Genomic DNA, 26,232 nt, shown 5'->3' on the forward strand with positions numbered 1-26,232 from the left:
ATGGAAAACAAAAAGACAGTAGTTATTGGTGTAACAGGTGGGATAGCAGTATATAAGGCTTTAGATGTTATTAGTAGATTAAGAAAAGAAAATGTTTGCGTACATGTTATCATGACTAAAGCGGCGTCGGAGTTTGTAACCCCTCTAAGTTTTCAATCTATGAGTCAGAACATTGTCATTCATGATATGTTTGATGAGCCTAAAGCATGGGAACTACAACATATATCTCTTGCTAAAAAAGCAGATCTATTTGCTGTAATTCCAGCAACGTCCAATATAATTGGTAAAGTTGCAAATGGGATTGCAGATGATATGTTAACTACTACTATTATGGCAACAAAGGCGCCAGTGATTTTTGCTCTAGCAATGAATGTCAATATGTACAATAATCCAATACTGCAAGGTAATATTCAAAAGCTTAAGGCTTTTGGATATGATTTTATTGCGCCAACATCAGGAAGACTCGCCTGTGGGGATATAGGAGAAGGAAAGTTAGCACAAACTGATGATATTTTTGAAGAAATAATGAGCAATTTGTATCCAATAAAAGATATGAAAGGCACTAAAGTTTTAGTTACAGCTGGGCCTACAATTGCACCTATTGATCCTGTAAGATTTATAACAAATAGGTCAACAGGCAAAATGGGATATGCAATTGCGAGAGAAGCTAGAGATAGAGGGGCAGTTGTAACTTTAATATCTGGACCATCTGGTGAAAAAACACCTTTTGGTATAAGTGCCATAAAGGTTAATACTAATGAAGAGATGAGAACAGCTGTAATAGACAATTTTTACGATAGTGATATAGTTATAAAAGCAGCAGCTGTATCTGACTTTAAGCCTAAAACATACTGTAGTAGCAAAATCAAGAAAAGTGGAAATGGATTAAACTTAGAATTTGTACGTGATAATGATATTTTAAAAGAATTAGGATTGCTTAAGAAGAATCAAATATTAGTGGGTTTTGCAGCTGAGAGTAATGATTTGCTACAAAATGCGCAATCAAAACTTCTTAAGAAAAATTTAGATTACATAATTGCCAATGATATAACGGGAACAGATATTGGATTTGGAACTGAAGATAATAAAGTGGTTATTTTAAGCAAAGACAATAGTCCAATAACAATAGACAAAATGCCAAAAAAAGAAGTTGCTAGGGAATTGTTTGATTTAATAAATAAAAAGCGCTAATGCGCTTTTTTATGTTATATAAAATCATAAAATTAAAAGGGTGATTAAGTGTATCAGTATGCTGGAGTTGTTGTGAATAATGATTCGGTTCAAGTGGATAAGGTTTTTACATATAAAATACCTATTAGATTAATAGGCAGTGTCCATTTAGGATTTAGGGTTAAGGTTCCATTTGGTAGAGGAAATAGGACAGTGGACGCTTTTGTATTAGAACTTTATAAGCAATGTGAGAATGTGAAGAATATTAAGGAGATAACAACTATATGTGATGAAATGCCACTCCTTAAAATAACTGATATTGAACTTATAAAGATTATGAAAAAAAAATACCTTTGTACATATTTGGAGTGCATAAAAGTTATTATTCCAAGAGGTATAACAAAAGGTATAAAGAATAAGACGATGCAAGTATTAACTGCGAGCAAGGAACTAGAAGGCAAATTTTTAAACGAACCTTACAATAAAATTTATGAGCTAATACAATTAAATAATATGAAATATAATAAGACTGAGTTCAGTAAAAATTTTAATAAATCACTGTCATCAATAAATACAATGATTAAGCATGGATTCTTAACCACGCAAGAGGTTATAATTAATAGGTATAGTGAAAAAAACTATTCTAGGTATGAAGAAAAAACACTAAATGAAAGACAACAGCAGTCAGTTGATTTTATAATAAATTCTAAGGCGAAAAAATTCTTGATACATGGAGTTACAGGTAGTGGAAAGACTGAGATATACATGAATTTAGTTAGTTATATGTTAAATGAGAATAAGCAGTCTATAATACTTATACCAGAAATATCGTTAACCCCACAAATGGTTGAAAGGTTCAAAGGTAGATTTGGGCGTGATATAGCAGTTTTTCATAGTAGGCTATCAGATGGTGAGCGATATGATGAATGGATGAGAGTAAAGCTCGGAAATGTTAAAATTGCTATTGGGGCAAGGTCTGCTATATTTTTACCTTTTGAAAACTTAGGATTAATTGTTATAGATGAGGAACATGAAGCGAGTTATAAATCTGATAGTAATCCAAAATTTGATGCCCGTGAAATAGCTTATATGAAATGTGAACTAGAAAATTGCAAATTAATATTGGGGTCAGCTACGCCGTCTATTGAAAGCTATTATAGGTCTACCATCAAGGAATTAGAATTAATCACTATAAATGATAGGGCAGATGGTGCTGCCATGCCAAAAGTAGAAATCGTTGACATGCGCGAAGAGTTAATGAATAACAATCGTTCAATATTTAGTAAGCCGCTGCATGAGGGTATTATTGAATCTTTAAGCAGAAACGAGCAGGTGATTTTGTTTTTAAATAGAAGAGGGTTTTCAACCTTCGTATCCTGTAGGAAATGTGGTTATGTTTTCAAATGCAAGAAATGTGATATATCATTAACATACCATAACTCAAGTGAATACCTAACTTGCCATTATTGTGGAGAAAAAGAAAAAATCAGTAAAACGTGTCCTAATTGTGGAAGTAGTTATGTTAAATATTTTGGAGTTGGGACAGAAAAAATTGAGCAAGAAATTAATAGAATTTTTCCAAGTGCAAAAACTCTAAGAATGGATTTTGACACAACCCGGAAAAAAAATTCTTATGAATATATATATAACACCTTTAAGAATAAGCAGGCAGATATTTTAATCGGAACTCAAATGGTTGCTAAAGGATTAGATTTTAAAAATGTTACATTAGTAGGAATAATAGCTGCGGATTTATCATTGAATTTACCGGATTTTAGGGCTTTTGAGCGGACGTTTCAACTACTTACTCAAGTCTCAGGAAGATCAGGTAGAGGTAAGAAAGAAGGCAAGGTAGTTATCCAAACATATAATGCTGACAATTTAACCATACAGTATGCAGCGGAGAATGACTATAATAGTTTCTATAAAGATGAAATCATGATGAGAAAAGTTATGGACTATCCACCTTTTACAAGTATTCTAGTCATAACTATGAGTTCTGAGGATGAAAATTTGTTAATAAAAAATACACAAAATGTTGGTGAAAATTTAAAATATAAGATTAAAAACAATGATAAAATTACATTGCTAGGTCCATGCCCTTGTGGAGTTTCAAAAATTAAAAATTTCTATAGATGGCAAATTATAATTAAAGGAAATATTGAACAAACAATTGCAGAGGAAATAAAAAAAACAGTTTATGAATTGCTTAAGAATGTTTATACTAGTATACGAGTTAGTATAGATATTAATCCAAGTAACATGATCTAACAGCACCTTTAGTGATAATTAATGACAAGGAGGTTTTCGTATGGCTATAAGAACGATTAGAACCTATGCCGACGACATATTAAGGAGAAAAAGTAGAGTGGTAGATGAACTTAACCCTAGGATTCTATTATTAGTAAAAGATATGAAAGAAACTATGTATAAGTCTAAGGGAGTAGGTCTTGCTGCACCGCAGGTTGGCATTTTAAAGAGGATAGTAGTTATTGATGTTGGGAATGGACCTATGACAATTATTAACCCACAGATTGTAGAAATGCAAGGTTCACAAATAGATAATGAAGGTTGTTTAAGCATGCCAGGAGTACAAAAAAATGTAGATAGACCAGAAATAGTAAAAGTGAAGGCGTTAAATGAAAATGGAGAAGGGATAATAATAGATGGAGAGGGTCTTCTTGCAAGAGCACTCTGCCATGAAATTGATCATTTAGATGGGATATTATTTATAGATAAAGCAATAGAGGGTGAGGAAAAATAATATGAAGATAATTTTTATGGGTACGCCAGAATTTTCAGTGCCATCTCTTTCACAACTTATAAATGAATTTGAAGTTTCTGCCGTTTTTACCCAGCCTGATAGACCAAAAGGAAGAGGAAAAAATTTAGCAATGTCCCCAGTTAAACAGTTAGCTGTGACTTATAATATACCGGTATATCAGCCTTTAAGACTCAGAAATAATGAAGAAATGATAGAAATAATAAAAAACTTAAAACCGGATTTTATTGTAGTAGTAGCGTTTGGACAAATCCTTCCAAAGGAAGTGCTTAGTATTCCTAAATATGGATGTATAAATCTACATGCATCTTTATTACCCAAATATAGAGGCGCAGCTCCTATAAATTGGTGTGTTATTAATGGTGAGAGTAAAAGTGGAAATACAACAATGCTTATGGATGTTGGTCTTGATACAGGTGATATACTTTTAACAGAGGAAATGGAACTGCCAGGTGTTATGTCTGCGGGGGAATTGCACGATATTCTTATGAATAGCGGAGCAAAACTTTTAGTTAAAACAATAAATGGTATAGTAAGTAACGAAATAGAGCCAGTTAAACAGGAAAATGAATTTAGTTCATATGCTTCTAAGTTAGGCAAAGAAATGGCCAAGATAAATTGGGAATGTAGTAATGTTAATATTCATAATTTTATAAGAGGATTAAATCCATGGCCAATTGCATATACTCATTATGAGAATACAGTAATGAAAATATATAAGTCAAAAGTAATAAACGAACAATCAAATAATATGATTGGAAGTATTATAGAGGTTTCAAAAGAAGGATTAAAGGTAGCGACCGGTAGTGGTGTTTTACTTATCGAAGAGATACAATTTCCAGGTAAGAAGCCTTTAAAAGTAAGGGATTATATAATAGGAAATAAGATAAATGAAGGTTCGATTTTGAAATAAGAAGGGGTGAATAATATGCTTTTTTATGATAATACTATGGTTGTATTATTGCCAGCTATAATTATATCAGGCTTAGCACAACTTAAAATTAAGTCTTCATTTAGTAAATACTCAAAGGTGAATAGTGCAAATGGATATACAGGGGAGAAGGTAGCTAGAATGCTACTTGATGATGGGGGGCTTTTTGATATACCAGTGGAAATAGTAGGTGGAAAGCTTACTGACCATTACGACCCTTCTAAACGAGTTATGAGGCTCTCCAAGGAGGTTTATAATGGGACAACAGTTGCAGCTATAGGGGTTGCGGCTCATGAAACTGGGCATGCGCTTCAAGACAAAGAAAAATATGCGCCTTTAAAAATAAGGAACGCTATAGTGCCAGCAGTTAATTTTAGTTCTAATGCATCCTGGTTACTATTTTTAATAGGAATAATTTTAAGTGTACCTTCTCTAGTGAATATTGGAATTATATTATTTTCAGCAGTGGTAGTATTCCAGTTAATTACCTTGCCAGTTGAATTTAATGCATCTAGTAGAGCACTTACAATTTTAGAATCCAAAAGTATACTTTATGGAGATGAAATAAAAGGAGCTAAAGCAGTATTAAGTGCAGCTGCTATGACATACGTTGCGGCAACACTTATGGCAGTTTCTCAGCTTATACGTCTTGTTATTTTAAGTCGCGATAGATAAAATCAAATAGAAAATTGAGGTAATAACATGAACAATAGTAGGTTAGTATCAATTGTAGTTATAGAAAAAGTAATAAATGAAAACGCTTATTCTAATATAGTTTTAGGCCTAGAACTTAATAAATCCGATTTAAATGATAAGGATAAAGCGTTAGTTACAGAAATAGTTTACGGTACTTTAAAATATAAATACACAATAGATAAAATATTGAGCAGTTTTTTAAAAAAAGGCTTTGAAAAGGTAGATAGTTTTGTTTTAAACATATTAAGAATATCAATATATCAAATTAGGTTTTTGGATAAAATACCAAGTTTTGCTGTGGTTAATGAAGCTGTAAACTTAACAAAAAAGATGAGTAATGTAGGAGCGGCACAATTTGTTAATGGAGTACTTAGAAACTATCTAAGGGGCGACACTGCGGTGTATTATAATGAAAAAAATGATATTGAAAGATTATGCTTCGAGTATTCCTTCACTAAGGCTTTAGTTAAACTCTTTATTAAGCAATATGGGGTTGAAAGCGCTGAGAAAATTCTAAGTGGCTTAAATCAAAAACCTGATGTTACAGTTAGAGTTAATACTCTGAAATTAACTTATGAGGAAATATGGGGAAAACTTATAGAAAATGGGTATAATATAGAAAAAGGCTATGCGTGTTCTGAGGCAATACGGATTATTAAAGGGAAAAATATAGAAAATAACCTTTTATTTAATGAAGGAAGTATAACAGTCCAGGATGAAAGCGCAATGCTTACAGCTCTTTCTATGGACCTTTTGCCAAATTTAGAAGTATTAGATCTATGTAGTGCGCCAGGCGGAAAGACAACGCACATTGCAGAAATTATGAAAAACACAGGACATATTTTTGCATTTGATTTACATGAAAATAAGTTATCATTAATAAAACAAAATTTAAATAGAATAGGAATTGTAAATACAACTTGTGATGTTATGGACGCTACAATTTATGATCCAAGGTTGCTTCAATCTGCAGATAGGGTGCTTATTGATGTACCTTGCTCTGGTCTTGGAATTATTAGAAAAAAACCTGAGATAAAGTGGAGTAAACATATAAAAGACATAGAAAATATAATTCACACACAAAGAAAAATAATGGAGAATGCTTCAAAATACGTAAAAAAAGGTGGAGTACTTGTATATTCAACATGTACCCTTAATAAGGAAGAAAATGAAAGCAATATTGAATGGTTCCTAGAGTCTCATTCAGAATTTAAGATTGAACCAGTATTTTACGGTGAATTTGATAATATAAAATATAGTGATAAAGGGTATGTTACTATATTACCGAATGAATACATGGATGGATTTTTCATAGCCAAAATTATAAAATCATAGTAGGTGTATAAAATGATAAATATATTAGATATGAATTTAGTAGAGTTAAAGCAATGGATGAAAAGTAATGGAGAAAGCGAATTTAGAGCTAAGCAAGTATTAGACTGGATTTATAAGGGGATTTGGGAATTCGAAAATATGAATAATATTTCGCTCAGTATAAAAGAAAAGTTGAAAAATAATTTTTACATAGGAATACCTGAGCTCGTAGAGGAATATACTTCAAAACAAAATGATACAAGAAAATATCTTTTCGCTTTAAATGATGGTAATTTAATTGAATGTGTTGTTATGAAATATAAACACGGGAACTCTATATGCATATCGACTCAAGTTGGATGTAGGATGGGATGTAAATTTTGCGCATCTACCATTGGAGGAATGATTAGAAATCTAACTCCAGGGGAAATGCTAGCTCAAATAATGAAATCACAGCATCTAATTAATGAGCGAATTTCTAATGTTGTATTAATGGGAAGTGGGGAGCCATTTGATAATTTTCATAATGTAATAAAATTTCTTGAAATTGTGAATTCAGAAAATGGGTTAAATATTGGTCAAAGACATATAACTATTTCTACCTGTGGTATCGTACCTAAAATTAAAGAGTTTGCTGATATTAACTTGCAAACCACACTGGCTATTTCACTTCACGCATCTACGGATGAGATTAGAATGAAGAGTATGCCAATTGCAAATAAGTATTCTATTGCAGAAGTTATTGATGCATCTAAATACTATATAAATAAAACTAATAGACGCATAACTTTCGAATATGCCCTTGTAAAGGGTCTTAATGATAGTACACAAGATGCAGAGAAATTAAGTGTATTGTTGAAGGATATGTTATGCCATGTTAATTTAATTCCAGTTAATGAAATACAAGAGAACGAATTAAAAAGATCTTCAAATGATGAGGTTGCTGAGTTTAAGAGGGTACTTGAAACTAATAATATCCAGACAACAATAAGGCGCGAAATGGGCCTGGATATTAATGCGGCTTGTGGTCAACTTCGGAGAAGCTATATTAAAAGTGAAAACTTGAATGAGGGGGTGTAAAAATGCTTGGGGTTTTATCTGATGTTGGAAATGTTAGAAAAACAAATGAAGACTCTGTAGGCTATTTTGAAGGTACTGATTTTGGCATTTATGCTATAGCAGATGGTATGGGTGGGCATAATGCAGGAGAAGTTGCAAGTCAGCTAGCTATTAAGGTTATAATAGAATATATAAAGAAGAATCATCATGGTTTAGATATAAAAGAAGTGCTTTCTGAAGGAATAAAATCTGCAAATAAGAAAATTTATGACATGGCAAGTGATAATGATTCGCTTAAAGGGATGGGGACAACTATAACAATCTGCTTTAAAAAACAAAATAAAATGGTTGTTGCAAATGTAGGAGACAGTAGTTGTTATATTATTGATAATAACAAAAAATTATTAAAAATTACAAGAGATCATTCTTTGGTACAACAGCTTTTAGATAATGGTACTATAACTGAAGAAAAAGCTAGAACTCATCCAAATAAAAATATTATTACAAGGGCACTTGGAACAAATGAGTTAGTAGAAGTTGATTTATTTGATGTTAATTTGACGAATATATTCAAATGTATTTTATGCACAGATGGCCTTACTAACGATGTGACTTATTCTGAAATGTATGATATTATTATTAAAAATGAAAATGACAATATTTCTAGCTGTAAAATGTTGGTGGATTTAAGTAAATCTAAAGGTGGACGCGATAACATATCGGTTATCGTATTTGAAGGAGAGTGCAGAGATGATAGGAACCATATTAGGGAGTAGATATGAACTCCTTGAAAAAATTGGAGAGGGTGGAATGGCAATAGTTTATAAAGCTAAATGTCGTTTGCTCAATCGTTATGTTGCTGTAAAAATATTAAAAGAAGAATTTTCAAATAATATAGATTTTATGGATAAATTTAAAAAAGAAGCTTCATCCGTAGCTAGTCTCTCATCAAATAATATAGTTAATATTTATGATGTTGGACAAGAGCGAGATATTAACTACATTGTAATGGAATATATAAAAGGAAAGACTTTAAAGGAAATTATACTTGAAAATGGTAGTATGAATTATGATCAAATAATAGACTATGGAATGCAAATTGCAAAAGCACTTGAGTGTGCCCATAAGAATAACATTATACATAGGGATATAAAACCTCATAATATTTTAGTGACTGAAGATGGAACGGTTAAAGTTACAGATTTCGGTATAGCAAAAGCTGCTAGTTCTGTAACTATAACTAATACCAGCACAGTGATGGGATCAGCTCATTATTTTTCACCAGAACAAGCTAAAGCAAGTTTTGTAGATTGTAGAACAGATATTTATTCTTTTGGAATAGTACTTTATGAGATGTCTACAGGGCAAGTGCCTTATGATGCAGAAAGTCCTGTATCAGTAGCATTAAAACATATACAGGAACAAGTTGTGCCACCTAAGAAAATAAATGGTAATGTCCCTGAAAATTTAAATAAATTAGTATTAAAGGCTATAGAAAAAGAACCTATAAAGAGGTATCAAACTGCGAATGAGATGTTTTTAGATCTGCAGAGAATACAAAAGAATAGTTCATATACTATCGCAACAAATAGCATGGAAAATGAATACACTAGGGTTATGGCAGCTGTAAATGTAGATGACTATGAAAAAGAAGATGATTATGAAGAAGAAAAAGAAGAAGAAGTAGAAAAAGAACAAGTAATCAAAAAACCAAAGTCTAAAAATAATAAAAAAAATAAAACGATAATAATGGCTTTTGTTGCAATAATTTTATTGATTGTTTTAGGTAGTGTTGCGGGAGTCGCATTAAAGAACTATCTTACTGGCAAGCAAGTTAATGTGGCAGATAAGATACTGGTGCCTAAAATTATTGGCTTAGATAAGGTAGAGGCAGAAAAATTAGTTGTAGAAAAAGGATTGAATTTTGTGGTGGCTGGAGAAGAAAATAGCGAAAAACCTGAAGGTGAGGTACTGTTATGTTTTCCTGATGAGGGAACAGAATTAAAAGCTAAGGGTGAAGTAAGAGTTACGGTGAGTAAAGGTCCAGCAAGTTTCAAAATCCCTTCTGTCAAAGGAATTGATAAAGCTTCGGCTACTGCTATTATTGAACAAAATGGATTGGTGCTAGGAAATGTAACATCCGAATTCAATGACTCCATTGCTAGTGGTTTAGTAATAAGCCAAAACCCAGATCCGGATAGTTTAGTTCAAAAAGGCGATAAAGTGGATTTAGTAATAAGTAAGGGTGTAGAGATTAAATTAACAAAGGTTCCAAATTTAAATGATGTGTCTTTAAATGATGCAGAGCGAGTATTGCAAAATGCAAATTTAAAATTAGGTGAGCAAAAACCGGTGGTAACTAATGACAAGTCACTTGATGGTAAAATATTCAATCAAAGTATTGCTGCAAATACGGAAGTTAGAGAAGGTAATTCTGTAGGAGTTAATTATTATAAGTATGAAGAGCCAAAAAAAGAACAATTTGATGTTCCAGACTTTAAAGGGAAAACTGTTAAAGCAGCACGTGAGGCAGCTGCACAAGCGGATATAAACGTAGTAGTTTCTGGTAACGATGAAGATATCATTGAGTCACAAGATAAGGAGCCAGGGACTAAGGCAAATGTTGGGGATACTATAACTTTAACATCTAAGGCTGCGGAAGTTCCAGTAACTCCTGAAACACCTCCAGAAACGTCTCCTGAAACACCCAAGGCAACAACTGAAACACCAGCAACTCCTCAATAAGAATAAATAATTACAAGATATATGAAATATATTCAAAAATATTAAATAGAAGGTAAATGGTGAGGGATATATGCAAGGAGTAATCATAAAAGGTGTAGGCGGGTTGTATTTTGTAAAGGTTCAAGACAAAGTCATAGAGTGTAAGGCAAGAGGGAAGTTCAGGTATACTGGGCTTTCCCCTGTTATTGGTGATAAAGTGGAAATAATGCTTGAGACAGATGGGAGCAAAGGTGTAATTGAAAAGATTTTTACAAGAGAGACTGAGATGATACGTCCAGTGGTTGCAAATGTTACTCAAGCTTTTGTAGTTTTTGCCTTTAAACAACCTGACTTAAATATGGATTTGCTCAATAAATTTCTAGTGCTTTGTGAACATTATAAGTTAAAGATAGTTCTTTGTTTAAATAAGTTGGATTTAGTTGAGCAAGTTGATGAGGACCTTATAAAAGAATTAAAAAGCGTAGGATGTGACATAGTATTTTTAAAAGCAAAAGAGGGTGATGGACTTTCCGAACTCAAGACTAGAATAAAAGATAACATTACTGTTTTTTGTGGACCGTCTGGAGTTGGAAAGTCAACTATACTTAATAGTATACTTGGAAGAGAAGCTATGAAAACCGGAGATATAAGTAAAAAATCGCAAAAGGGTAAACACACTACAAGGCACAGTGAACTTATTGAATACGAAGAAGGATTTTTGTTAGATACTCCAGGATTTTCAGCCTTAAGTTTAGATTTCATTGAGAAAGAACAATTACAAGATTGTTTCCCGGAATTTGAAAAACATAGGTGTGAATGTAGGTTTTCTAATTGCATGCATTTTAAAGAACCTAACTGTAGAGTTAAGAAAGCTGTAGAAGATAATGAAATTTACAGGGATAGATATAAATTTTATATAAAGACATTAGAAGAAATTATTGCTAGGGGGAATAAAAAATGATAAAAATATCACCATCTATACTTTCAGCGGATTTTTCAAGGCTAGGTGAACATATTAAGCAGCTAGAAGCGTGCGGTGCTGATATGATCCATATTGATGTAATGGATGGTATGTTTGTACCTAACATTTCTTTTGGTATGCCAGTTATTAAGAGCATTAGAAAACTAACAAAATTACCATTTGATGTGCATCTTATGATAGAAGAACCGTCTAGATATGTAGAAGACTTTGTAAATTCGGGAGCTGACATTATAACTGTCCATTATGAAACCGATAGGCATATTGATAGAACTATTAATTACATAAAAAGTTTTGGGATTAAAGCGGGTGTTGCATTAAATCCTGCTACACCTGTAGAATGTATTAAACATTTAATGAGTAATCTTGATATGGTACTTATTATGTCAGTAAACCCTGGATTTGGTGGGCAAAAGTATATTGAATACTGCTCGGGTAAAATTAAAGAAGTTAGAGATCTTGCAGATATTTATAATAAAGAAATTATGATTCAAGTAGATGGTGGCATTGATGTAGGTAATATTCAAGAAGTTGTTAATAGTGGTGCTAATGTTGTTGTGGCTGGGTCTGCAGTATTTAAGAATGATGAAATTGAGAAAAACATAAAAGCATTAAGATTAGGTATTTAACATGAAAGTCATAATAATCTCAGGAGGAAATCCACCATCACAACAATTACTCATGAATGAAATTACTGAGGATGCATTTTTAATTGGAGCAGATAGTGGTGCCAATTGCCTATATGACTATAATATAAATCCTCACTTACTTGTAGGAGATTTTGATTCTATTGATAAAGAGGCCTTGGATTATTTTAAAAAAAACAATTCTATAATAGATATTTATCCTACAGAAAAGGATTTTACTGATACTGAAATTGCAGTTAAAAAGGCTTTGAAAATGAAACCAAATGAAATAGTATTATTGGGGTGCACTGGAAGTAGAGTTGATCATCTGCTTGGAAATATTGGAATGCTAAAAAGTTGCTTAGAAAATGGCGTTAGTGCATGCATTAAGGATGAAAACAATAATATTAGGTTGATTGATGCCGGGACCTCATTAAGTGGCACCGTAGGCGATATATTCTCGGTACAATCTTATGGCGATGAAATAATAGGATTAACTATTAAAGGCGCAAAATATCCATTAAATAATTACAATTTGAAAATTGGTCAGAGTATAACTATTTCAAATGAGTTTGCAGGGCCTCAGGTTCAGCTTAAATTTAAATCTGGAACGCTGATGGTTATATTATCATCAGATTAATACTTCAATAAATAAATATTTTCATGCGCGAAAAAAGTATATATTACGTATAATGCAGCGAACTTTAGAACTTCTTATTTTATTTTTAATTAAGACGCGTTAAGGAAAACATATGTTTGAGTAGACAGCAAGTTTATGTTTTTAACAGATTAATTAAAAATAAAATTAGTAGTTATTAGCGAAGTCAATGCATTAATAGTAATATATACTTTTTTATTTTTTATTTTTGGCAATATTATTGAAAGTAATTCATATAATAATATTGGAATACTTTGAGAGGGGATTAACTTACGAAAAGATTTTATAAGTGTTTAGAAAAGCAGCTTGGAGTAATCATTGCATGTTTAGGCATAGGAATCATAACAGTAGTAATAGTCCCATTTTGGTGGTGGATAATTGTTGTAGGAGGAGGAATTGTTTATTATGGCTTTACTATAATGGATCATAACCATCATTGTTAGTGAGGTTCAGATAGATAGGGAAAGTTAAAAGAAATTTTACGGATTTCATGTTTGGGGGGTAAGAGAGATGAAAATTATGGCTATTAAGTTACCGAGATTTATATCTCGAATAATTAGATTTTTTTTAAAAAAATAACATAGAAAAAATCAGTTTTTAGAGCAGGGTTAAAAAAAACAGCTTTTAAAGCTGAATTTAAATAAGCGATGTAGCTTTTAAAGCTGGATTTAAATAAAAAATGCAGCTTTAAAAGCTGCATTTTTATTTTTTAATTATATAGCACGTTGGACTTTACCTGAACGAAGACATCTAGTACATACATGTATAGATTTAGGCGTTCCGCTAACTATAGCTTTAACTTTTTGAATATTTGGAGCCCATTTTCTTTTTGATTCACGGTGTGAGTGACTATATTGGCTACCTGAAATTACACCTTTATTGCATATTTCGCATTTTCTTGACAATGAAAACACCTCCTTGACTACGAAGAAAAAAATCTTCTCAATTGAAACACGCATAATTGTAACATGAATATTACTACTCTTGCAAGTTAAATAAGAAATTATTCGTAACTAAAGCAATTATAAAATTAATTTTGTTGAATAAATTAGTATTATACTATAATATAATCTATATAGCGGTATAAGGAGGAATTAAAATGAAAGGTAACATTGCAGGAGAGAATGGTAATATATATTATTCAGAGGAAGCGTTAGCAAACATAGTTGGTATTTCTACAACAGAGTGTTATGGAGTTGTTGGGATGGCACTCAAAAATGCCAAGGATGGATTTTGGCAATTGATTAAGAGCGACGCTTTAAATAAAGGGGTTAAAATTAATGCTAAGGAAAACCAACTATTTATTGAATTATTTATAATAGTTGAGTATGGCACGAAAATATCTGTAATAGCAAATAATATAATTCAAAAAATAAGATATAATGTTGAAAATTATACAGGACTGAAAGTTGCAGCAATAACCGTAAACGTCCAAGGTGTAAGGGTCTAGGGAGGTAGCAATGGAATATTTAAAAATTAACGGGCAAAATTTTCGTAATATGGTAATAAACGCATCTAATAGGTTAGAAGAAGAAAAAGAATATGTAAATTCGTTAAATGTATTTCCTGTTCCAGATGGAGATACAGGTACTAATATGTCAATGACTTTTAAAGCCGCAGTGCAAGAAATTGAAAGTATGTCAACGAAGTCTATTGCTGAGATATCTCAAAAACTAGCTAGGGGCGCGCTGATGGGTGCAAGGGGTAATTCAGGTGTTATATTATCACAAATATTTAGAGGCATTGCAAAAGGGCTAGAAGGCGTAGACGAAGCTACTTCTGAAGAATTGGCTAAAAGTATTTTAGAAGGTGCCCATTTTGCGTATAAGGCGGTTATGAGACCCACTGAAGGTACTATTTTAACTATTATTAAAGCTGCGGGTGAAAGTGCAGTTAATAGCGGAGCAACTGAAGTAGTTGCTCTTATGCAAGAAGTTTGCAAGCGTAGTGAAATTATGCTAGATAAAACTCCAGATATGCTTCCAGCATTAAAACAAGCAAAAGTAGTTGATGCAGGTGGAATGGGACTTTTAATATTGTTCAAAGGAATGCATGAAGCTCTAAGTAATAATATGGAATCTCTAATTATCAAATCGGAAAATAAAAGTACAAAATCACAAACAATAACACCTGTAGATTTAGATATGCCTGTAGACATAAAGTTTGGATACTGTACTGAATTGTTAGTTATCGCTGAAAATGTTGATGCTAATGAATTAAAGAGATATTTAGAAAAGTTTGGAGACTCAATGGTTGTGGTTTCGCAAGATGAATTTGTTAAAATCCATATACACACAAATGATCCAGGGGCAGTGCTTTCAAAAGCAATAACACTAGGGGAACTGTCTAAGGTGAAAATTGAAAATATGAGAGAACAACATAGAAATTTATTAGGCATTGCGGATGAGAAAGGTAAAGGACCAGTGAAAGAAAATATTATTGAGAATAAAAAATATGGATTTATATCTGTTGCGCTTGGAGAAGGAATTAGGAATATTTTTGAGGATTTAGGTGTGGATGTTGTAATAGAAGGCGGCCAAACCATGAATCCAAGTACACAAGATATATTAGAGAGTATTAATAAAGTTAATGCGGAAAATGTATTTGTATTACCTAATAATAAGAACATACTTATGGCAGCGCTGCAAGCGGTTGAACTGTCAGATAAAAATGTAATTGTTATTCCGTCGAAAACTATCCCACAAGGAATAACTGCTGTAACAATGTTTAATCCAGAAGTTAGTGTAGAAGAAAATGAAAATACATTAAAAGATGCAATAAAAAATGTTGCAACAGCTTCTGTAACATATGCGGTTAAAGACACTGAATCTGATGGTAATATAATAAAAGAAGGAAATATTTTAGGTTTAATTGAGCAAAAAATTAAAGAAGTTGGAACAGATATTTATAAAGTTTGCGAAGATACTATAGACAGTATGGTTACAGAGGATAGTGAGCTTATTACAATTTTCTATGGCGAAGATTGTATAATAAGCGAAGTGGAAGAATTTATTTCTGCCCTAGAACACAAATATCCGAATTTAGATATTCAACATTATAATGGAAAACAACCACTTTATTATTTTATTGCGTCAGTTGAATAAAAGCCTTAGGGCTTTTTTTCTTAGGTGTTTAATCTACCTTAAAGATTAGTAATGAACAAAACTAATATTAAATCATCACCTGCGGAGCTGCAACAGCTTCGTAGAAGATGCATTAGCGACTTCAAAAGGAGATTTACCCCTTTGTAGACCTTTGGAGTAGATAACAATTCTCAATTGTTACATCTCACTGAAGTTTCTATTTGGTAGGGGATGTAACTCCAACTTATAGAAGTGGGGGACTTTCCTTCTGAAATGTCGTTAAAATCTTATTTTTGGAGTGGTATAGGTGGATATTCATAGCGATATAAAATATATAAAGGGTGTTGGACCTAAAATGGCAGAAAATTTGAATAAGTGTGGAATTTTTAACGTATTAGATCTGATATTATATTTTCCACGAGATTATGAGAATGTATCTGCGAATAAAAGCATCCTGGAATGCGCGGAAAGTGAAAAACTCATTGTAGAGTGTACTGTTCTAAATATATTAAAAGATGTTAGGTTAAAAAATAATAAAACCCTTTCTACCATAGTTTTTTGCCAAGGTGACAATAGATTCAAAGGTAAATGGTTTAATCAAACCTATGCAAAAAATAGTTTTAAAATTTCAAATAAATATATTATTACAGGCAAAGTTAATAAATTCAGGGAAGAAATCACAATTATGAATCCTAAAATAGTAAAAAATACGTCAATGGCTACAAATAACATTATTGCTAAGTATCCACTTAAAAATAATGTTACAAATAACTTTTTTAATAAAATTATATCTGATGTATTATGTGATATTGAAATAACGGAGAATTTGCCCAAATGGCTTGTGGAAAAATATGATTTTTGTTCTTTAGATAATGCTGCTCGAAATATACATAGCCCTAAAAGCTTAGAACTCCTTAATAAATCAAAGAGAAGGCTTAAATTTCAAGAATTATTCACTTATTCATTAAAAATATTAATGTTAAAAGAGTTTATAAAATGTCATAATGATGGTATTCAATTTAAAATAGCACCAGAGCTTATAACCTTAAAGGAGCAACTTCCATTTCAGCTTACTAAGGCACAAAGTAAAGTTGTAAGAGAAATTCTAATAGATCAAAAGAAGGATATAGGAATGAATCGAATGGTTCAGGGAGATGTTGGAAGTGGTAAAACTATAGTGGCTATAATTACTATGTTTAATGTTGTGAAAAATGGGTATCAGGTATCTATGATGGCACCAACTGAAATCTTAGCAAAGCAACATTATGAAGAAATTCAAAATGTATTAAAAAATTTTTCATTAAACATACAACTACTAAGCGGAAGTGTTACAGCAAAAAATAAACAATTGATTAAACAAGAGTTAAAAGATGGAATCATTGATATTATTGTTGGAACTCATGCACTTATTGAAGATGATGTAGAGTTTAAAAACTTAGGAATGATTGTTACTGATGAGCAGCATCGTTTTGGAGTATCGCAAAGAAATAGATTTTCTAATAAAGGTAAAAATATAGATATTCTTGTAATGACAGCTACCCCTATTCCGCGGACACTCTCTTTATATTTATATGGTGATTTAGACGTATCTATTATAGATGAATTGCCTCCAGGCAGGCAGAAAATTAATACAAGTTATGAAAGTATGTCCTATAGTAAAAAGGTGTATGAATTTGCTTTAAACGAAATTAATATGGGGAGGCAAGTTTACATTGTCTGTCCATTAGTGGAAGAAAATGAAGAAATGAAGTTAAGTTCAGTCGAGAAGCTTTACGAAAAATTAAAAGAAGAATATTTTGGCTCTATAGAAATAGGGATGATATATGGTAAAATGCCAAGTAAACATAAAAATGAAATCATGGATAAATTTAAACTTGGAGAAATTAAAGCGCTGATTGCAACTACAGTAATTGAGGTTGGAGTAAATGTACCAAATGCTACAGTTATGATAATTGAAAACTCAGAAAGATTTGGGCTTGCGCAACTCCATCAACTTAGGGGAAGAGTAGGGAGAGGAAAGCATAAGTCATATTGTATACTACTTGCGAATATTACAAATAATATAGTGAAAAGAAGATTAGAAATACTTATAAAAAGTAATGACGGTTTTTTTATTGCTGAAGAAGATTTAAAAAATAGGGGCGCAGGAGAATTATTTGGCATCAAGCAGCATGGTGAATCAGGGTTGATTTTATCAGATTTAACTGAAGATATAGAGATTTTAAAACTTGCAAATAGTGAAGCAAAAAAGTTAATGCAAAGTAGTAATGTTGAAGACGTTAAAATAAAGGATGGAATAATAGAAAAAATCGAGCAAAGTTCTAATTACATTTGTTTTAATTAGAAAAAATTTCTTTGTATAAATTATATATATATGTTAAAATATTATCGAAACTGGCTTAAATGGAGGAATAAACATATGAGAATTATTTCAGGAAGTGCAAGAGGAAGAAAATTGTTGTCACCTGTAGGAATGGGAACAAGGCCCACATTAGATAGAATAAAAGAAGCTATATTTAATATAATCCAGGATAGAACACGAAATGCTATAGTCGTGGATATGTTTTCAGGTACTGGTAGCTTAGGTTTAGAGGCCGCAAGTAGGGGAGCTGAGAAATGTTATCTAATTGATATGGGTGATACTACATTTGATATGTTACAAAAGAATGTAGATAATTTAAAGTTTAACGATAAATGCAAGTGCTTAAAAGGTGACACATATAAATACATGCAACAATTTGCAGATGAAAAGATTGTGTTTGATTTGATTTTTATAGATCCACCATATGCTAAAGACATGATTCCACCTGCTATTGAGATTATTGCATCAAATAGCCTTTTAAGGGAAGATGGGTTGATTGTTTGTAAAATAGATTCTTCAGAAGAAATATATGAAGGAAATTCTATTATTCAGCTTTCTGATTTAAGGAAATATGGTAATACTACTGTATTGCTTTACAAATACAAGTAACTAATAGTTAAGAATTATTAGTTACTTAAGAAAATACATGAGGGTAACAATTTATAATTGTTACCTACCTCAGAGGAAAACGTGGAGGAATAAGATGAAAAAAGCAATTTGCCCTGGAAGTTTTGATCCAATAACAAACGGACATTTGGATATTATTAAGAGGGCGTCTAGAGTTTATGATGAATTAATCGTAGGAGTACTAGTTAACCCTGAGAAAAAATGTCTCTTCTCTGTAGATGAGAGAATAGAGCAAATAAAAAATGTAGTTAAAAATTTACCAAATGTACGCGTGAAGAAGTTTAGTGGTTTACTTGTTCAACTAATGAATCAAGAGGGTGCTAGTGTCATTGTGAAGGGACTCAGAAGTGTTATAGATTTTGAATATGAGTTTCAAATGGCATCAATGAATAACAAATTGGATCCAAGTAAGGAAACTGTGTTCATGATGACAAAGACAGAATATAGCTATATAAGTTCCTCTTCAGTTAAACAGGTTGCAATGCTTGGAGGATGTATTGAAGGATTAGTACCTGAGGAAATTATTCCAGATATTATCAGGAAAATTAATTCTAAATAGGGGGGAAATATGGATGTTATAAAAATTTTAGAATACCTTCAGGAAATTGTTGAAAGTTCTTCTAAAATACCAGTTACAGGTAAGGTGGTTGTAAATAAAAGAGAAATATTAGATATAATTGATCAAATTATGAGTCATTTGCCAGATGAGTTTAAAAAGGCTCAGTGGATTTGTGATGAAAAAGAAAGAATTCTTGTTGATGCAAAAAAACAAGCTGAAATTTTTGAAGAAGAGACCATTGATAAAATAAGAAGAAGAGTTGAAAAGCAAGACTTAGTTAAAGAAGCACAAACTCGAGCTGAAGAAATTATAGCGTCAGCTCAGAGAGATGCTAAAATTATGAGGCTTGGGGCTAAAGATTATGCTGATGGAATATTATCCCAATTGGATAAAGAGATTGAATTAAAAGGTCAGAAAATGGTGCATAAGATTAAAGGGGATGTTCAAGATTTTTTAATATCTCTACAAGGAGAAGTTACGGATACCACAACTTCAATAAGAGAGAATGTAAAAGAATTAAGAAGTATGAAATAGTTTAATTATATTTATAAGTAATATCGGGATAAATAAAATGATTAATATTAAAAAATATAAATTACTAACTTTATATATACTAATATTATTAAAAGTAAAAACTGATGTAGTATGTAGAAAAATACAATATAGAATCAGTGTTAAAATTGAGGAAATTATGCCTTGAATAAACTTTCGAGCAATGTATTTTCTTATTGAGACGTCATATTTATAGGTATAGCTATAAACTTGTGAAATTATAGACAAACCACTAAAAGCAATTAAAAAACTCAAAACTGGAAGTTTTACATACAGATTTGAATTACTAGAGGATATTAAATAGCATCCGTTAGTCATCTCTAACATTCCTAATATTAAACCTTCTATAAAATTCCCAGAACAGCCGATAATTAAAGAAAACTTATTAAGGGCAATGTGAAATATTACATTGTCTTTAATTAATCCTGTTATTACGGAGAATATAACAATAAAACCACCGATATTTAAGGCATTCTTCATGGCATCTTCAATACTGTTTTTCAATATCATACCAATATTTGTGGTGGGTGGATGGTTTCTTGAAAAATTATCACCTCTATTTTTAATTTTAAAATAAGAATCTTTTGAGGGAATAATAAATCCCATGAACATGCAAGAGAGAATATTAGATAGTATTAATATATAACCAATTTTAGCATTTGACATCATAGAAGTGCCCACTGCGCCTATAATAAAAAGTGGGCTTGCATTAGAAGCTATATTTAGCAATCGTTCACAGGTATTTAAATCGATTATATTTTTTTCGTATAAATCGCAAGTGTATCTTGCGCCAAGGGGATAACCACATAGTAAACTAACTAAAAGAGCAAAGTTACATTCTTTCGGTAGTTTTAAGGGTTTGCAAATTACATTGCCTAACAATTTAGAATAAATATGAATGCCATCGTAGCTTATTATAATATTTATTACAACTAAAAATGGAAAAAGAGAAGGAAAAATTGAATTGAAAAACAATTTTGCACCAGAGATAGTGTACTGGATACAAATATTGGGAGCTATTATTATTTGTAGAATAAAAAGAGAACAAATTAATGTTATTGATAGATTTATCTTCAAAGTTTTAAATAGTTCAAATAATAATACTATTATGAAAATTAATAATATAATTAATAGTAATTTCAATGTTAGACCCCTTTTTAAGTATTACTGTATTAAATATATTTGAATTTTTATAAATTTATGTGTTTGAAACACTAATTTTAAATATAATAAATGCTACTATCTATTTATGATAGCAGCATTTATTTTTACTTTATAATTATAGGCGATATCAAATAATCGCTATTATGACCTATACTACTATTTATAATGCTATAAGCCCTTGTAGACTGAATATCTAGTTGCATGGTGTCATTGCACTTTTTAGGAATTTTAGTATAAAGCGGAATGCTACTGTTTGATTTTATAGATTTTAGAATTGACTTTCCATTTGAGTTAAATCCTAAAACTCGAGCATAAGGACAAGGCATTGATCTTAGTTTTTTAGTATCAAAGATATCAAATCCTATGAAATATTGACATAATATTCTACTAATCCGAGTGTAAGTGTAGCGTTTGCTTTTTATATTGGACAGTGCGCTAGAGTAACTTAAACTATTTTGTAAGGAGCTAATAATCCTATTATCAAGGCCCTCAGATACATCTGGTAAATTTATTAAAGAATTTTTTGATGTAGCAGATTTATGTTTAATATACGGAAACATGGAATCTTCAAATGTAAATTCATAATTTTCCGAGTATAAGTTTTGAAGTACAGTTAATACTGAACTTGGGATATGGCCTGCAAGTTTTGATAAAGAACCATTTTCTTTCAAAAATTTTCTTATAGCTGTAGCACTTGAAAATTCATTATGTAAAAGATCACTGTTATAAGATGCACCTTCTCTTTTTAATGTGTAAGGTGTAATAGAACTTTTTAACTTGAGTAAGCTTTTACAATACTCTATACCTAGTATATTATTAGGTGAATTTAAACAGTTATCTAATAATAAGTTTGATATGTCCAACTTTGAATTCGTTAAATAATCATAAAGTGCATTAGATCTTGCTAAAGGGTAAGTTATGCCTTTTGATAAATAAGTTTTTAATAGTGATTTAAATTCAAAAGGTTCTTGAAGTAATATATTGGAAATAGTATATATGTCATTAATATTTCCATGTTCACTACCAAAGCAAATATTATCCACTATTCCTAAGCTGTTTAGAAGACTTACAGCGCCAAAGGAAAAAAAATCTGCTGATGATACGCTGTAGATAGTTGGTAGCTCTATTACTAAATCTACTCCGTTACTTAATGCCATTTTAGTTTTTGTCCATTTGTCTATACAGGATGGAATACCACGTTGAGTAAAGTTCCCACTCATAACACAAATTAAGGCATCACAGTTTGTGAGCTCCTTGGTTTTATTAATATGATATACGTGACCGTTATGTAATGGATTATATTCAACAATTATACCTGAAATATTCATTAAATCACCTCATGAAAGCTCATATAAATATAAGCTAATAATTTATGTCTAAAGAGAAGGCACTAAAAATAATGCAATAATTATATTCTGAAAAGTAGTTAAAACTTATATATATTATATAATATAAAATGAATTAATAAAAGTACATATATTTCAAAAAAGACAAAAAGGATGAAGATTAAGAATATTTGAAATATAATATATGTAAATGATTTTGTAGTTTTATGTTGAAATGTATAGGACAAAGGGTGTATATTATTAGTGTATATTAAGTTGATAATAAACGAGAGGGGCAATAAGAATGGCATTTATAGCTAGAATGTGTAAATTGGCACAGGCAGATAAAAAAAGAATAGTACTTCCAGAGGGAGAAGAAGAGAGGACTATAAAAGCAAGTGAAATCATCAAAAATAATTCACTAGCCGAGGTAATATTAATAGGAGATAAAAGTGTAATACAAGCAAAAGCAGCTAAGTTATCAGTTAACATTTGCGGTATAGAAATTGTAGATCCAAAAACTTCTGAAAAAACTGATTTTTATGCAAAGGAATTTTATGAGATAAGAAAAAATAAAGGAATGACCCTAGAAAAGGCGTCTGAGACAATGCAAGATTGTGTGTATTTTGGAACTATGATGCTTAAGATGGGAGAAGTTGATGGAATGGTTTCCGGAGCTGTACATTATACAGGAGATTTACTTAGGCCTGGAATGCAAATCATTAAAACTGCACCAGGAATTAAGATTATTTCAAGTTTCTTTATAATGGAATTGCCTCACGATGAATATGGAGAAGATGGACTGCTTTTATTTGCAGATTCCGCTGTTAATATAAACCCTAATGCAGAGGACCTAGCAGCTATAGCTATTAGCACTGCAGATAATGCAAGATTGTTATGCGATTTTGAACCTAAGGTTGCAATGTTGTCTTTTTCAACTAGAGGGAGTGCAAAGCATGAACTAGTTGATAAAGTAGTAAATGCTACTGAAATTGCAAAGAAGGCTAGACCTGATTTACAAATTGACGGAGAACTTCAGTTAGATGCAGCGATTGTTGCGAGTGTAGCAAAACAAAAAGCACCAAACAGTTCGGTAGCTGGAAACGCAAATGTTTTAATATTTCCAGATATACAATCTGGAAACATTGGATATAAATTAGTGCAAAGATTTGCTAAAGCAAAAGCTATCGGACCGGTTTGTCAAGGATTTGCAAAGCCTATAAATGATTTATCAAGAGGATGCAGTGTGGATGACATAGTTAATGTTGTTGCAGTTACTGCGGTTCAAGCTCAAATTCAAAATAAACTTATATAAAACATATAATTTAAATATATATTATTAGGAGGAAAATTTAATGAAAGTATTAGTCATAAACTGTGGAAGTTCATCGCTTAAGTATCAATTAATAAACATGGAAAATGAAGAATGTTTAGCACTCGGATTGATAGAAAGAATAGGAATGGAAGGTTCAAAATTAACGCAAAAGGTTAATGGGGAAAAATATATTATTGAAGAGACAATGAAAGATCATACAGATGCTATTAGATTAGTAATTGGCGCACTTGTAGATTGTGATCATGGTGTTATTAAAGATTTATCAGAAATAGATGCAGTGGGACATAGAATTGTTCATGGTGGAGAAAAATATGCAGAATCAGTTATAATTAATGATGAAGTGATGAAGAACTTAGAAGAATGTGCAAAACTTGCACCACTTCATAATCCGGCTAATATAATCGGGATTAATGCTTGTAAAGCATTAATGTCTAGTACGCCTATGGTAGCTACATTTGATACTGCGTTTCATCAGACAATGCCAGAAGTTGCATATATATACCCACTTCCGTATGATCTTTATACTAAACATGGTATTAGAAAATATGGATTCCACGGAACATCTCACAAATATGTTTCAGATAAAGCTGCAAAAATGATGGGCAAAGACATAAAAAATCTAAAATTAATTACTTGTCACTTAGGAAATGGAGCAAGTATTTCTGCAGTGCAAAATGGTAAATCAGTAGAAACAAGTATGGGATTTACTCCACTTGAAGGAATAGCTATGGGAACTAGATGCGGAAATATAGACCCAGCTATAATAATATATATAATGCAAGAATTAAAATTAACAATTGATGAAGCTAATGATTTAATGAATAAAAAATCGGGCGTTTTAGGAATATCAGGGGTAAGCAGTGACTTTAGAGATATAGAAGATGCTGCATGGAAAGATGGAAATCATAGAGCACAGTTAGCGCTTGATATATTTGTCTATAAAGTTAAGAAATTTATAGGATCTTATGCTGCAGTAATGGGCGGAGTAGATGCAATTATATTCACTGCCGGACTTGGTGAAAACTCTCCAGAAACAAGAGAAGATATATGCAAGGGACTAGAGTTCTTGGGAGCAGTCTTAGATAAGGCAAAGAATAAGATTCGCGGAAAAGAGGCAGAAATAAGTACAGAAGATTCTAAAACTAAAATACTTGTTATACCTACAAATGAAGAATTAGTAATAGCAAGAGACACGAAGGCTTTAATAAAATAAAATTATTGCTAATGTCTATAATAAATAATTCTTGACTTTTTACTGTATTGTTTATATAATTAACTGTGTTTGATGTAAGTAAAAAACTATTTAGTTAGGAGGGACGCGGAAGCTTTGCTCGAGCTGTATATTTTTTATACAAGGTATAAAGATTTTCTTTATATGAGAAGAGCTAAATAGTATTTAGTTTTTCAGAGTGGATAATATGGTAATAGACGTTTCGGAATTATTTAGTAATAAAAACAAAAGAAAAGAACTTCATTTAGATTTGGAAAAAGATAAGTTTTTCTATGATAATGAATTTGTGCAATTTTCTAAACCAGTTAAAACGCATTTAATTTTAAAATCTATCGATGATGAAATAGATTTAACTGGAAGTATGGAGACAGAACTATTACTTGCTTGTTCTAGGTGTCTTGAGACTTTCTCTTATTCAATACATATTGAATTAAATGAAAGATTGTCAAAAACTCTAAAGAGTGAAGATGAGGATGTTATTTTTATTGAAAATGATAGATTAGATTTAAATGAAATTATGGAAAATAATATCATTTCTATGCTGCCTATAAAAAAACTTTGTAATAAAGATTGCAAAGGGTTATGCCATCATTGTGGAATCAATCTAAATCATAGTGCATGTAAATGTGAAATTGACGATGTTGATCCAAGGTTGGCAAAACTAAAAGAACTGTTTTTAACTGATTAAGGAGGTGTTACAATGGGAAATCCTGCTAGAAAATTTTCTAAAGGTAGAAGAGATTCTCGAAGAGCGCAAACATTTAAACTTGGTTTACCAGGAATAGTTGAGTGTCCTCAGTGCCACGATATGAAGCTTTCGCACAGAGTATGTAAAAACTGTGGATATTACAAAAATAGAGAAGTTGTTTCAATGGAGCAAAAATAAAAAGGAAAGTCGAAAGACTTTCTTTTTATTTTTTAAATACAATTATATTTGTATTCTGGTATTATTAACACTAGAATTATTTGCGCACTATGGTATATAATATAAACAAACAAATAAATATAAATAAATATTTATTTGTATTTATTTGTTTGTTATAATGCACATTTA

25 protein-coding genes are annotated in these 26,232 nt (G+C 31.3%); 22 read left to right on the forward strand and 3 right to left on the reverse strand.

Annotation, left to right across the window (positions count from 1 at the left end; translation table 11 throughout):
* The 12 genes from coaBC (at position 1) to ACWJJT_RS01170 (ending at position 12,921) form a co-directional block, all read left to right on the forward strand.
* Positions 1-1,191: a bifunctional phosphopantothenoylcysteine decarboxylase/phosphopantothenate--cysteine ligase CoaBC gene (gene coaBC / locus ACWJJT_RS01115; RefSeq protein ID WP_462955734.1), complete on the forward strand. Its 1,191-nt coding sequence runs from the start codon at positions 1-3 to the stop codon at positions 1,189-1,191.
* Positions 1,192-1,239: 48 nt separating this feature from the next.
* Positions 1,240-3,441: a primosomal protein N' gene (gene priA / locus ACWJJT_RS01120; RefSeq protein WP_462955735.1), complete on the forward strand. Its 2,202-nt coding sequence runs from the start codon at positions 1,240-1,242 to the stop codon at positions 3,439-3,441.
* A gap of 40 nt (positions 3,442-3,481) precedes the next feature.
* Positions 3,482-3,934 carry a peptide deformylase gene (gene def, locus ACWJJT_RS01125; RefSeq protein WP_462955736.1) on the forward strand — a complete coding sequence of 151 codons (453 nt, stop codon included), beginning with the start codon at positions 3,482-3,484 and terminating at the stop codon, positions 3,932-3,934.
* 1 nt (position 3,935) lies between these two features.
* Positions 3,936-4,865: a methionyl-tRNA formyltransferase gene (gene fmt / locus ACWJJT_RS01130; RefSeq protein ID WP_462955737.1), complete on the forward strand. Its 930-nt coding sequence runs from the start codon at positions 3,936-3,938 to the stop codon at positions 4,863-4,865.
* 15 nt (positions 4,866-4,880) lie between these two features.
* Positions 4,881-5,558 carry a zinc metallopeptidase gene (locus ACWJJT_RS01135; RefSeq protein ID WP_462955738.1) on the forward strand — a complete coding sequence of 226 codons (678 nt, stop codon included), beginning with the start codon at positions 4,881-4,883 and terminating at the stop codon, positions 5,556-5,558.
* A 27-nt stretch (positions 5,559-5,585) separates the two neighbouring features.
* A complete protein-coding gene (rsmB, locus tag ACWJJT_RS01140) occupies positions 5,586-6,914 on the forward strand; it encodes a 16S rRNA (cytosine(967)-C(5))-methyltransferase RsmB (protein ID WP_462955739.1) in 1,329 nt (442 codons plus the stop codon).
* 12 nt (positions 6,915-6,926) lie between these two features.
* Complete coding sequence (gene rlmN / locus ACWJJT_RS01145; protein ID WP_462955740.1) at positions 6,927-7,973, forward strand: dual-specificity RNA methyltransferase RlmN; 1,047 nt, start codon at positions 6,927-6,929, stop codon at positions 7,971-7,973.
* Between the two features lie 2 nt (positions 7,974-7,975).
* Positions 7,976-8,728: a Stp1/IreP family PP2C-type Ser/Thr phosphatase gene (locus ACWJJT_RS01150; RefSeq protein WP_462955741.1), complete on the forward strand. Its 753-nt coding sequence runs from the start codon at positions 7,976-7,978 to the stop codon at positions 8,726-8,728.
* Positions 8,703-10,697, forward strand: coding sequence for a Stk1 family PASTA domain-containing Ser/Thr kinase (gene pknB / locus ACWJJT_RS01155; protein WP_462955742.1), 1,995 nt, complete (start codon positions 8,703-8,705; stop codon positions 10,695-10,697). The genes ACWJJT_RS01150 and pknB overlap by 26 nt, the downstream gene beginning before the upstream one ends.
* Before the next feature lie 70 nt (positions 10,698-10,767).
* Positions 10,768-11,637 (forward strand): ribosome small subunit-dependent GTPase A, encoded by an 870-nt coding sequence (gene rsgA, locus ACWJJT_RS01160; RefSeq protein ID WP_462955743.1) that lies wholly within the window; start codon positions 10,768-10,770, stop codon positions 11,635-11,637.
* The gene (gene rpe, locus ACWJJT_RS01165; protein WP_462955744.1) at positions 11,634-12,284 is read left to right on the forward strand and encodes a ribulose-phosphate 3-epimerase; all 651 of its coding nucleotides are present in this window, start codon (positions 11,634-11,636) and stop codon (positions 12,282-12,284) included. The genes rsgA and rpe overlap by 4 nt, the downstream gene beginning before the upstream one ends.
* A 1-nt stretch (position 12,285) precedes the next feature.
* Positions 12,286-12,921: a thiamine diphosphokinase gene (locus ACWJJT_RS01170; RefSeq protein ID WP_462955745.1), complete on the forward strand. Its 636-nt coding sequence runs from the start codon at positions 12,286-12,288 to the stop codon at positions 12,919-12,921.
* 731 nt (positions 12,922-13,652) lie between these two features.
* On the opposite strand, the gene rpmB is transcribed toward ACWJJT_RS01170, so the two are convergent.
* A complete protein-coding gene (gene rpmB / locus ACWJJT_RS01175; protein WP_165413696.1) occupies positions 13,653-13,844 on the reverse strand; it encodes a 50S ribosomal protein L28 in 192 nt (63 codons plus the stop codon).
* Between the two features lie 194 nt (positions 13,845-14,038).
* Here rpmB and ACWJJT_RS01180 point away from each other — a divergent pair, with 194 nt between their 5' ends.
* From ACWJJT_RS01180 to ACWJJT_RS01205, 6 genes are all read left to right on the forward strand, one after another.
* A complete protein-coding gene (locus ACWJJT_RS01180) occupies positions 14,039-14,389 on the forward strand; it encodes an Asp23/Gls24 family envelope stress response protein (RefSeq protein ID WP_462955746.1) in 351 nt (116 codons plus the stop codon).
* 10 nt (positions 14,390-14,399) lie between these two features.
* Positions 14,400-16,043, forward strand: coding sequence for a DAK2 domain-containing protein (locus ACWJJT_RS01185; protein ID WP_462955747.1), 1,644 nt, complete (start codon positions 14,400-14,402; stop codon positions 16,041-16,043).
* Between the two features lie 286 nt (positions 16,044-16,329).
* Positions 16,330-18,366: an ATP-dependent DNA helicase RecG gene (gene recG, locus ACWJJT_RS01190; RefSeq protein ID WP_462955748.1), complete on the forward strand. Its 2,037-nt coding sequence runs from the start codon at positions 16,330-16,332 to the stop codon at positions 18,364-18,366.
* A gap of 75 nt (positions 18,367-18,441) precedes the next feature.
* Entirely contained in the window at positions 18,442-18,993 is a 552-nt protein-coding gene (gene rsmD / locus ACWJJT_RS01195; protein ID WP_462955749.1) for a 16S rRNA (guanine(966)-N(2))-methyltransferase RsmD, read from the forward strand.
* A 94-nt stretch (positions 18,994-19,087) separates the two neighbouring features.
* Positions 19,088-19,570 (forward strand): pantetheine-phosphate adenylyltransferase, encoded by a 483-nt coding sequence (gene coaD / locus ACWJJT_RS01200; RefSeq protein ID WP_462955750.1) that lies wholly within the window; start codon positions 19,088-19,090, stop codon positions 19,568-19,570.
* Positions 19,571-19,579: 9 nt separating this feature from the next.
* A complete protein-coding gene (locus tag ACWJJT_RS01205; protein WP_462955751.1) occupies positions 19,580-20,104 on the forward strand; it encodes an ATPase in 525 nt (174 codons plus the stop codon).
* On the opposite strand, the gene ylbJ is transcribed toward ACWJJT_RS01205, so the two are convergent.
* Together ylbJ and ACWJJT_RS01215 are read right to left on the reverse strand one after the other, a co-directional pair.
* Positions 20,087-21,265 (reverse strand): sporulation integral membrane protein YlbJ, encoded by a 1,179-nt coding sequence (gene ylbJ / locus ACWJJT_RS01210; RefSeq protein WP_462955752.1) that lies wholly within the window; start codon positions 21,263-21,265, stop codon positions 20,087-20,089. The genes ACWJJT_RS01205 and ylbJ overlap by 18 nt on opposite strands.
* A gap of 125 nt (positions 21,266-21,390) precedes the next feature.
* The gene (locus ACWJJT_RS01215; RefSeq protein WP_462955753.1) at positions 21,391-22,614 is read right to left on the reverse strand and encodes a nucleotidyltransferase; all 1,224 of its coding nucleotides are present in this window, start codon (positions 22,612-22,614) and stop codon (positions 21,391-21,393) included.
* Between the two features lie 301 nt (positions 22,615-22,915).
* On the opposite strand from ACWJJT_RS01215, the gene pta reads away from it, so the two are divergent.
* The 4 genes from pta to rpmF all read left to right on the forward strand — a co-directional run bounded on the left by pta (position 22,916) and on the right by rpmF (position 26,064).
* Complete coding sequence (pta, locus tag ACWJJT_RS01220) at positions 22,916-23,926, forward strand: phosphate acetyltransferase (protein WP_462955754.1); 1,011 nt, start codon at positions 22,916-22,918, stop codon at positions 23,924-23,926.
* A gap of 40 nt (positions 23,927-23,966) precedes the next feature.
* Positions 23,967-25,160, forward strand: coding sequence for an acetate/propionate family kinase (locus tag ACWJJT_RS01225; protein ID WP_462955755.1), 1,194 nt, complete (start codon positions 23,967-23,969; stop codon positions 25,158-25,160).
* Between the two features lie 205 nt (positions 25,161-25,365).
* Positions 25,366-25,866: a YceD family protein gene (locus ACWJJT_RS01230; RefSeq protein ID WP_462955756.1), complete on the forward strand. Its 501-nt coding sequence runs from the start codon at positions 25,366-25,368 to the stop codon at positions 25,864-25,866.
* Between the two features lie 12 nt (positions 25,867-25,878).
* Positions 25,879-26,064 carry a 50S ribosomal protein L32 gene (gene rpmF, locus ACWJJT_RS01235; protein WP_165414022.1) on the forward strand — a complete coding sequence of 62 codons (186 nt, stop codon included), beginning with the start codon at positions 25,879-25,881 and terminating at the stop codon, positions 26,062-26,064.
* Positions 26,065-26,232: the final 168 nt, after the last annotated feature.

This window comes from Clostridium sp. CM041 (assembly GCF_055081035.1).

Bases quoted from the DNA above. Each gene is read 5' to 3' on its own strand.
- ACWJJT_RS01225 (WP_462955755.1), top strand. From the start codon at position 23,967: ATGAAAGTATTAGTCATAAACTGTGGAAGTTCATCGCTTAAGTATCAA.
- fmt (WP_462955737.1), top strand. From the start codon at position 3,936: ATGAAGATAATTTTTATGGGTACGCCAGAATTTTCAGTGCCATCTCTT.
- ACWJJT_RS01150 (WP_462955741.1), top strand. From the start codon at position 7,976: ATGCTTGGGGTTTTATCTGATGTTGGAAATGTTAGAAAAACAAATGAA.
- rpe (WP_462955744.1), top strand. From the start codon at position 11,634: ATGATAAAAATATCACCATCTATACTTTCAGCGGATTTTTCAAGGCTA.
- ACWJJT_RS01180 (WP_462955746.1), top strand. From the start codon at position 14,039: ATGAAAGGTAACATTGCAGGAGAGAATGGTAATATATATTATTCAGAG.
- ACWJJT_RS01185 (WP_462955747.1), top strand. From the start codon at position 14,400: ATGGAATATTTAAAAATTAACGGGCAAAATTTTCGTAATATGGTAATA.
- rlmN (WP_462955740.1), top strand. From the start codon at position 6,927: ATGATAAATATATTAGATATGAATTTAGTAGAGTTAAAGCAATGGATG.
- ACWJJT_RS01170 (WP_462955745.1), top strand. From the start codon at position 12,286: ATGAAAGTCATAATAATCTCAGGAGGAAATCCACCATCACAACAATTA.
- rsgA (WP_462955743.1), top strand. From the start codon at position 10,768: ATGCAAGGAGTAATCATAAAAGGTGTAGGCGGGTTGTATTTTGTAAAG.
- coaD (WP_462955750.1), top strand. From the start codon at position 19,088: ATGAAAAAAGCAATTTGCCCTGGAAGTTTTGATCCAATAACAAACGGA.
- ACWJJT_RS01215 (WP_462955753.1), bottom strand. From the start codon at position 22,614: ATGAATATTTCAGGTATAATTGTTGAATATAATCCATTACATAACGGT.
- pknB (WP_462955742.1), top strand. From the start codon at position 8,703: ATGATAGGAACCATATTAGGGAGTAGATATGAACTCCTTGAAAAAATT.
- rsmB (WP_462955739.1), top strand. From the start codon at position 5,586: ATGAACAATAGTAGGTTAGTATCAATTGTAGTTATAGAAAAAGTAATA.
- ACWJJT_RS01230 (WP_462955756.1), top strand. From the start codon at position 25,366: ATGGTAATAGACGTTTCGGAATTATTTAGTAATAAAAACAAAAGAAAA.
- coaBC (WP_462955734.1), top strand. From the start codon at position 1: ATGGAAAACAAAAAGACAGTAGTTATTGGTGTAACAGGTGGGATAGCA.
- ACWJJT_RS01135 (WP_462955738.1), top strand. From the start codon at position 4,881: ATGCTTTTTTATGATAATACTATGGTTGTATTATTGCCAGCTATAATT.
- def (WP_462955736.1), top strand. From the start codon at position 3,482: ATGGCTATAAGAACGATTAGAACCTATGCCGACGACATATTAAGGAGA.
- ACWJJT_RS01205 (WP_462955751.1), top strand. From the start codon at position 19,580: ATGGATGTTATAAAAATTTTAGAATACCTTCAGGAAATTGTTGAAAGT.
- rpmF (WP_165414022.1), top strand. From the start codon at position 25,879: ATGGGAAATCCTGCTAGAAAATTTTCTAAAGGTAGAAGAGATTCTCGA.
- pta (WP_462955754.1), top strand. From the start codon at position 22,916: ATGGCATTTATAGCTAGAATGTGTAAATTGGCACAGGCAGATAAAAAA.
- rsmD (WP_462955749.1), top strand. From the start codon at position 18,442: ATGAGAATTATTTCAGGAAGTGCAAGAGGAAGAAAATTGTTGTCACCT.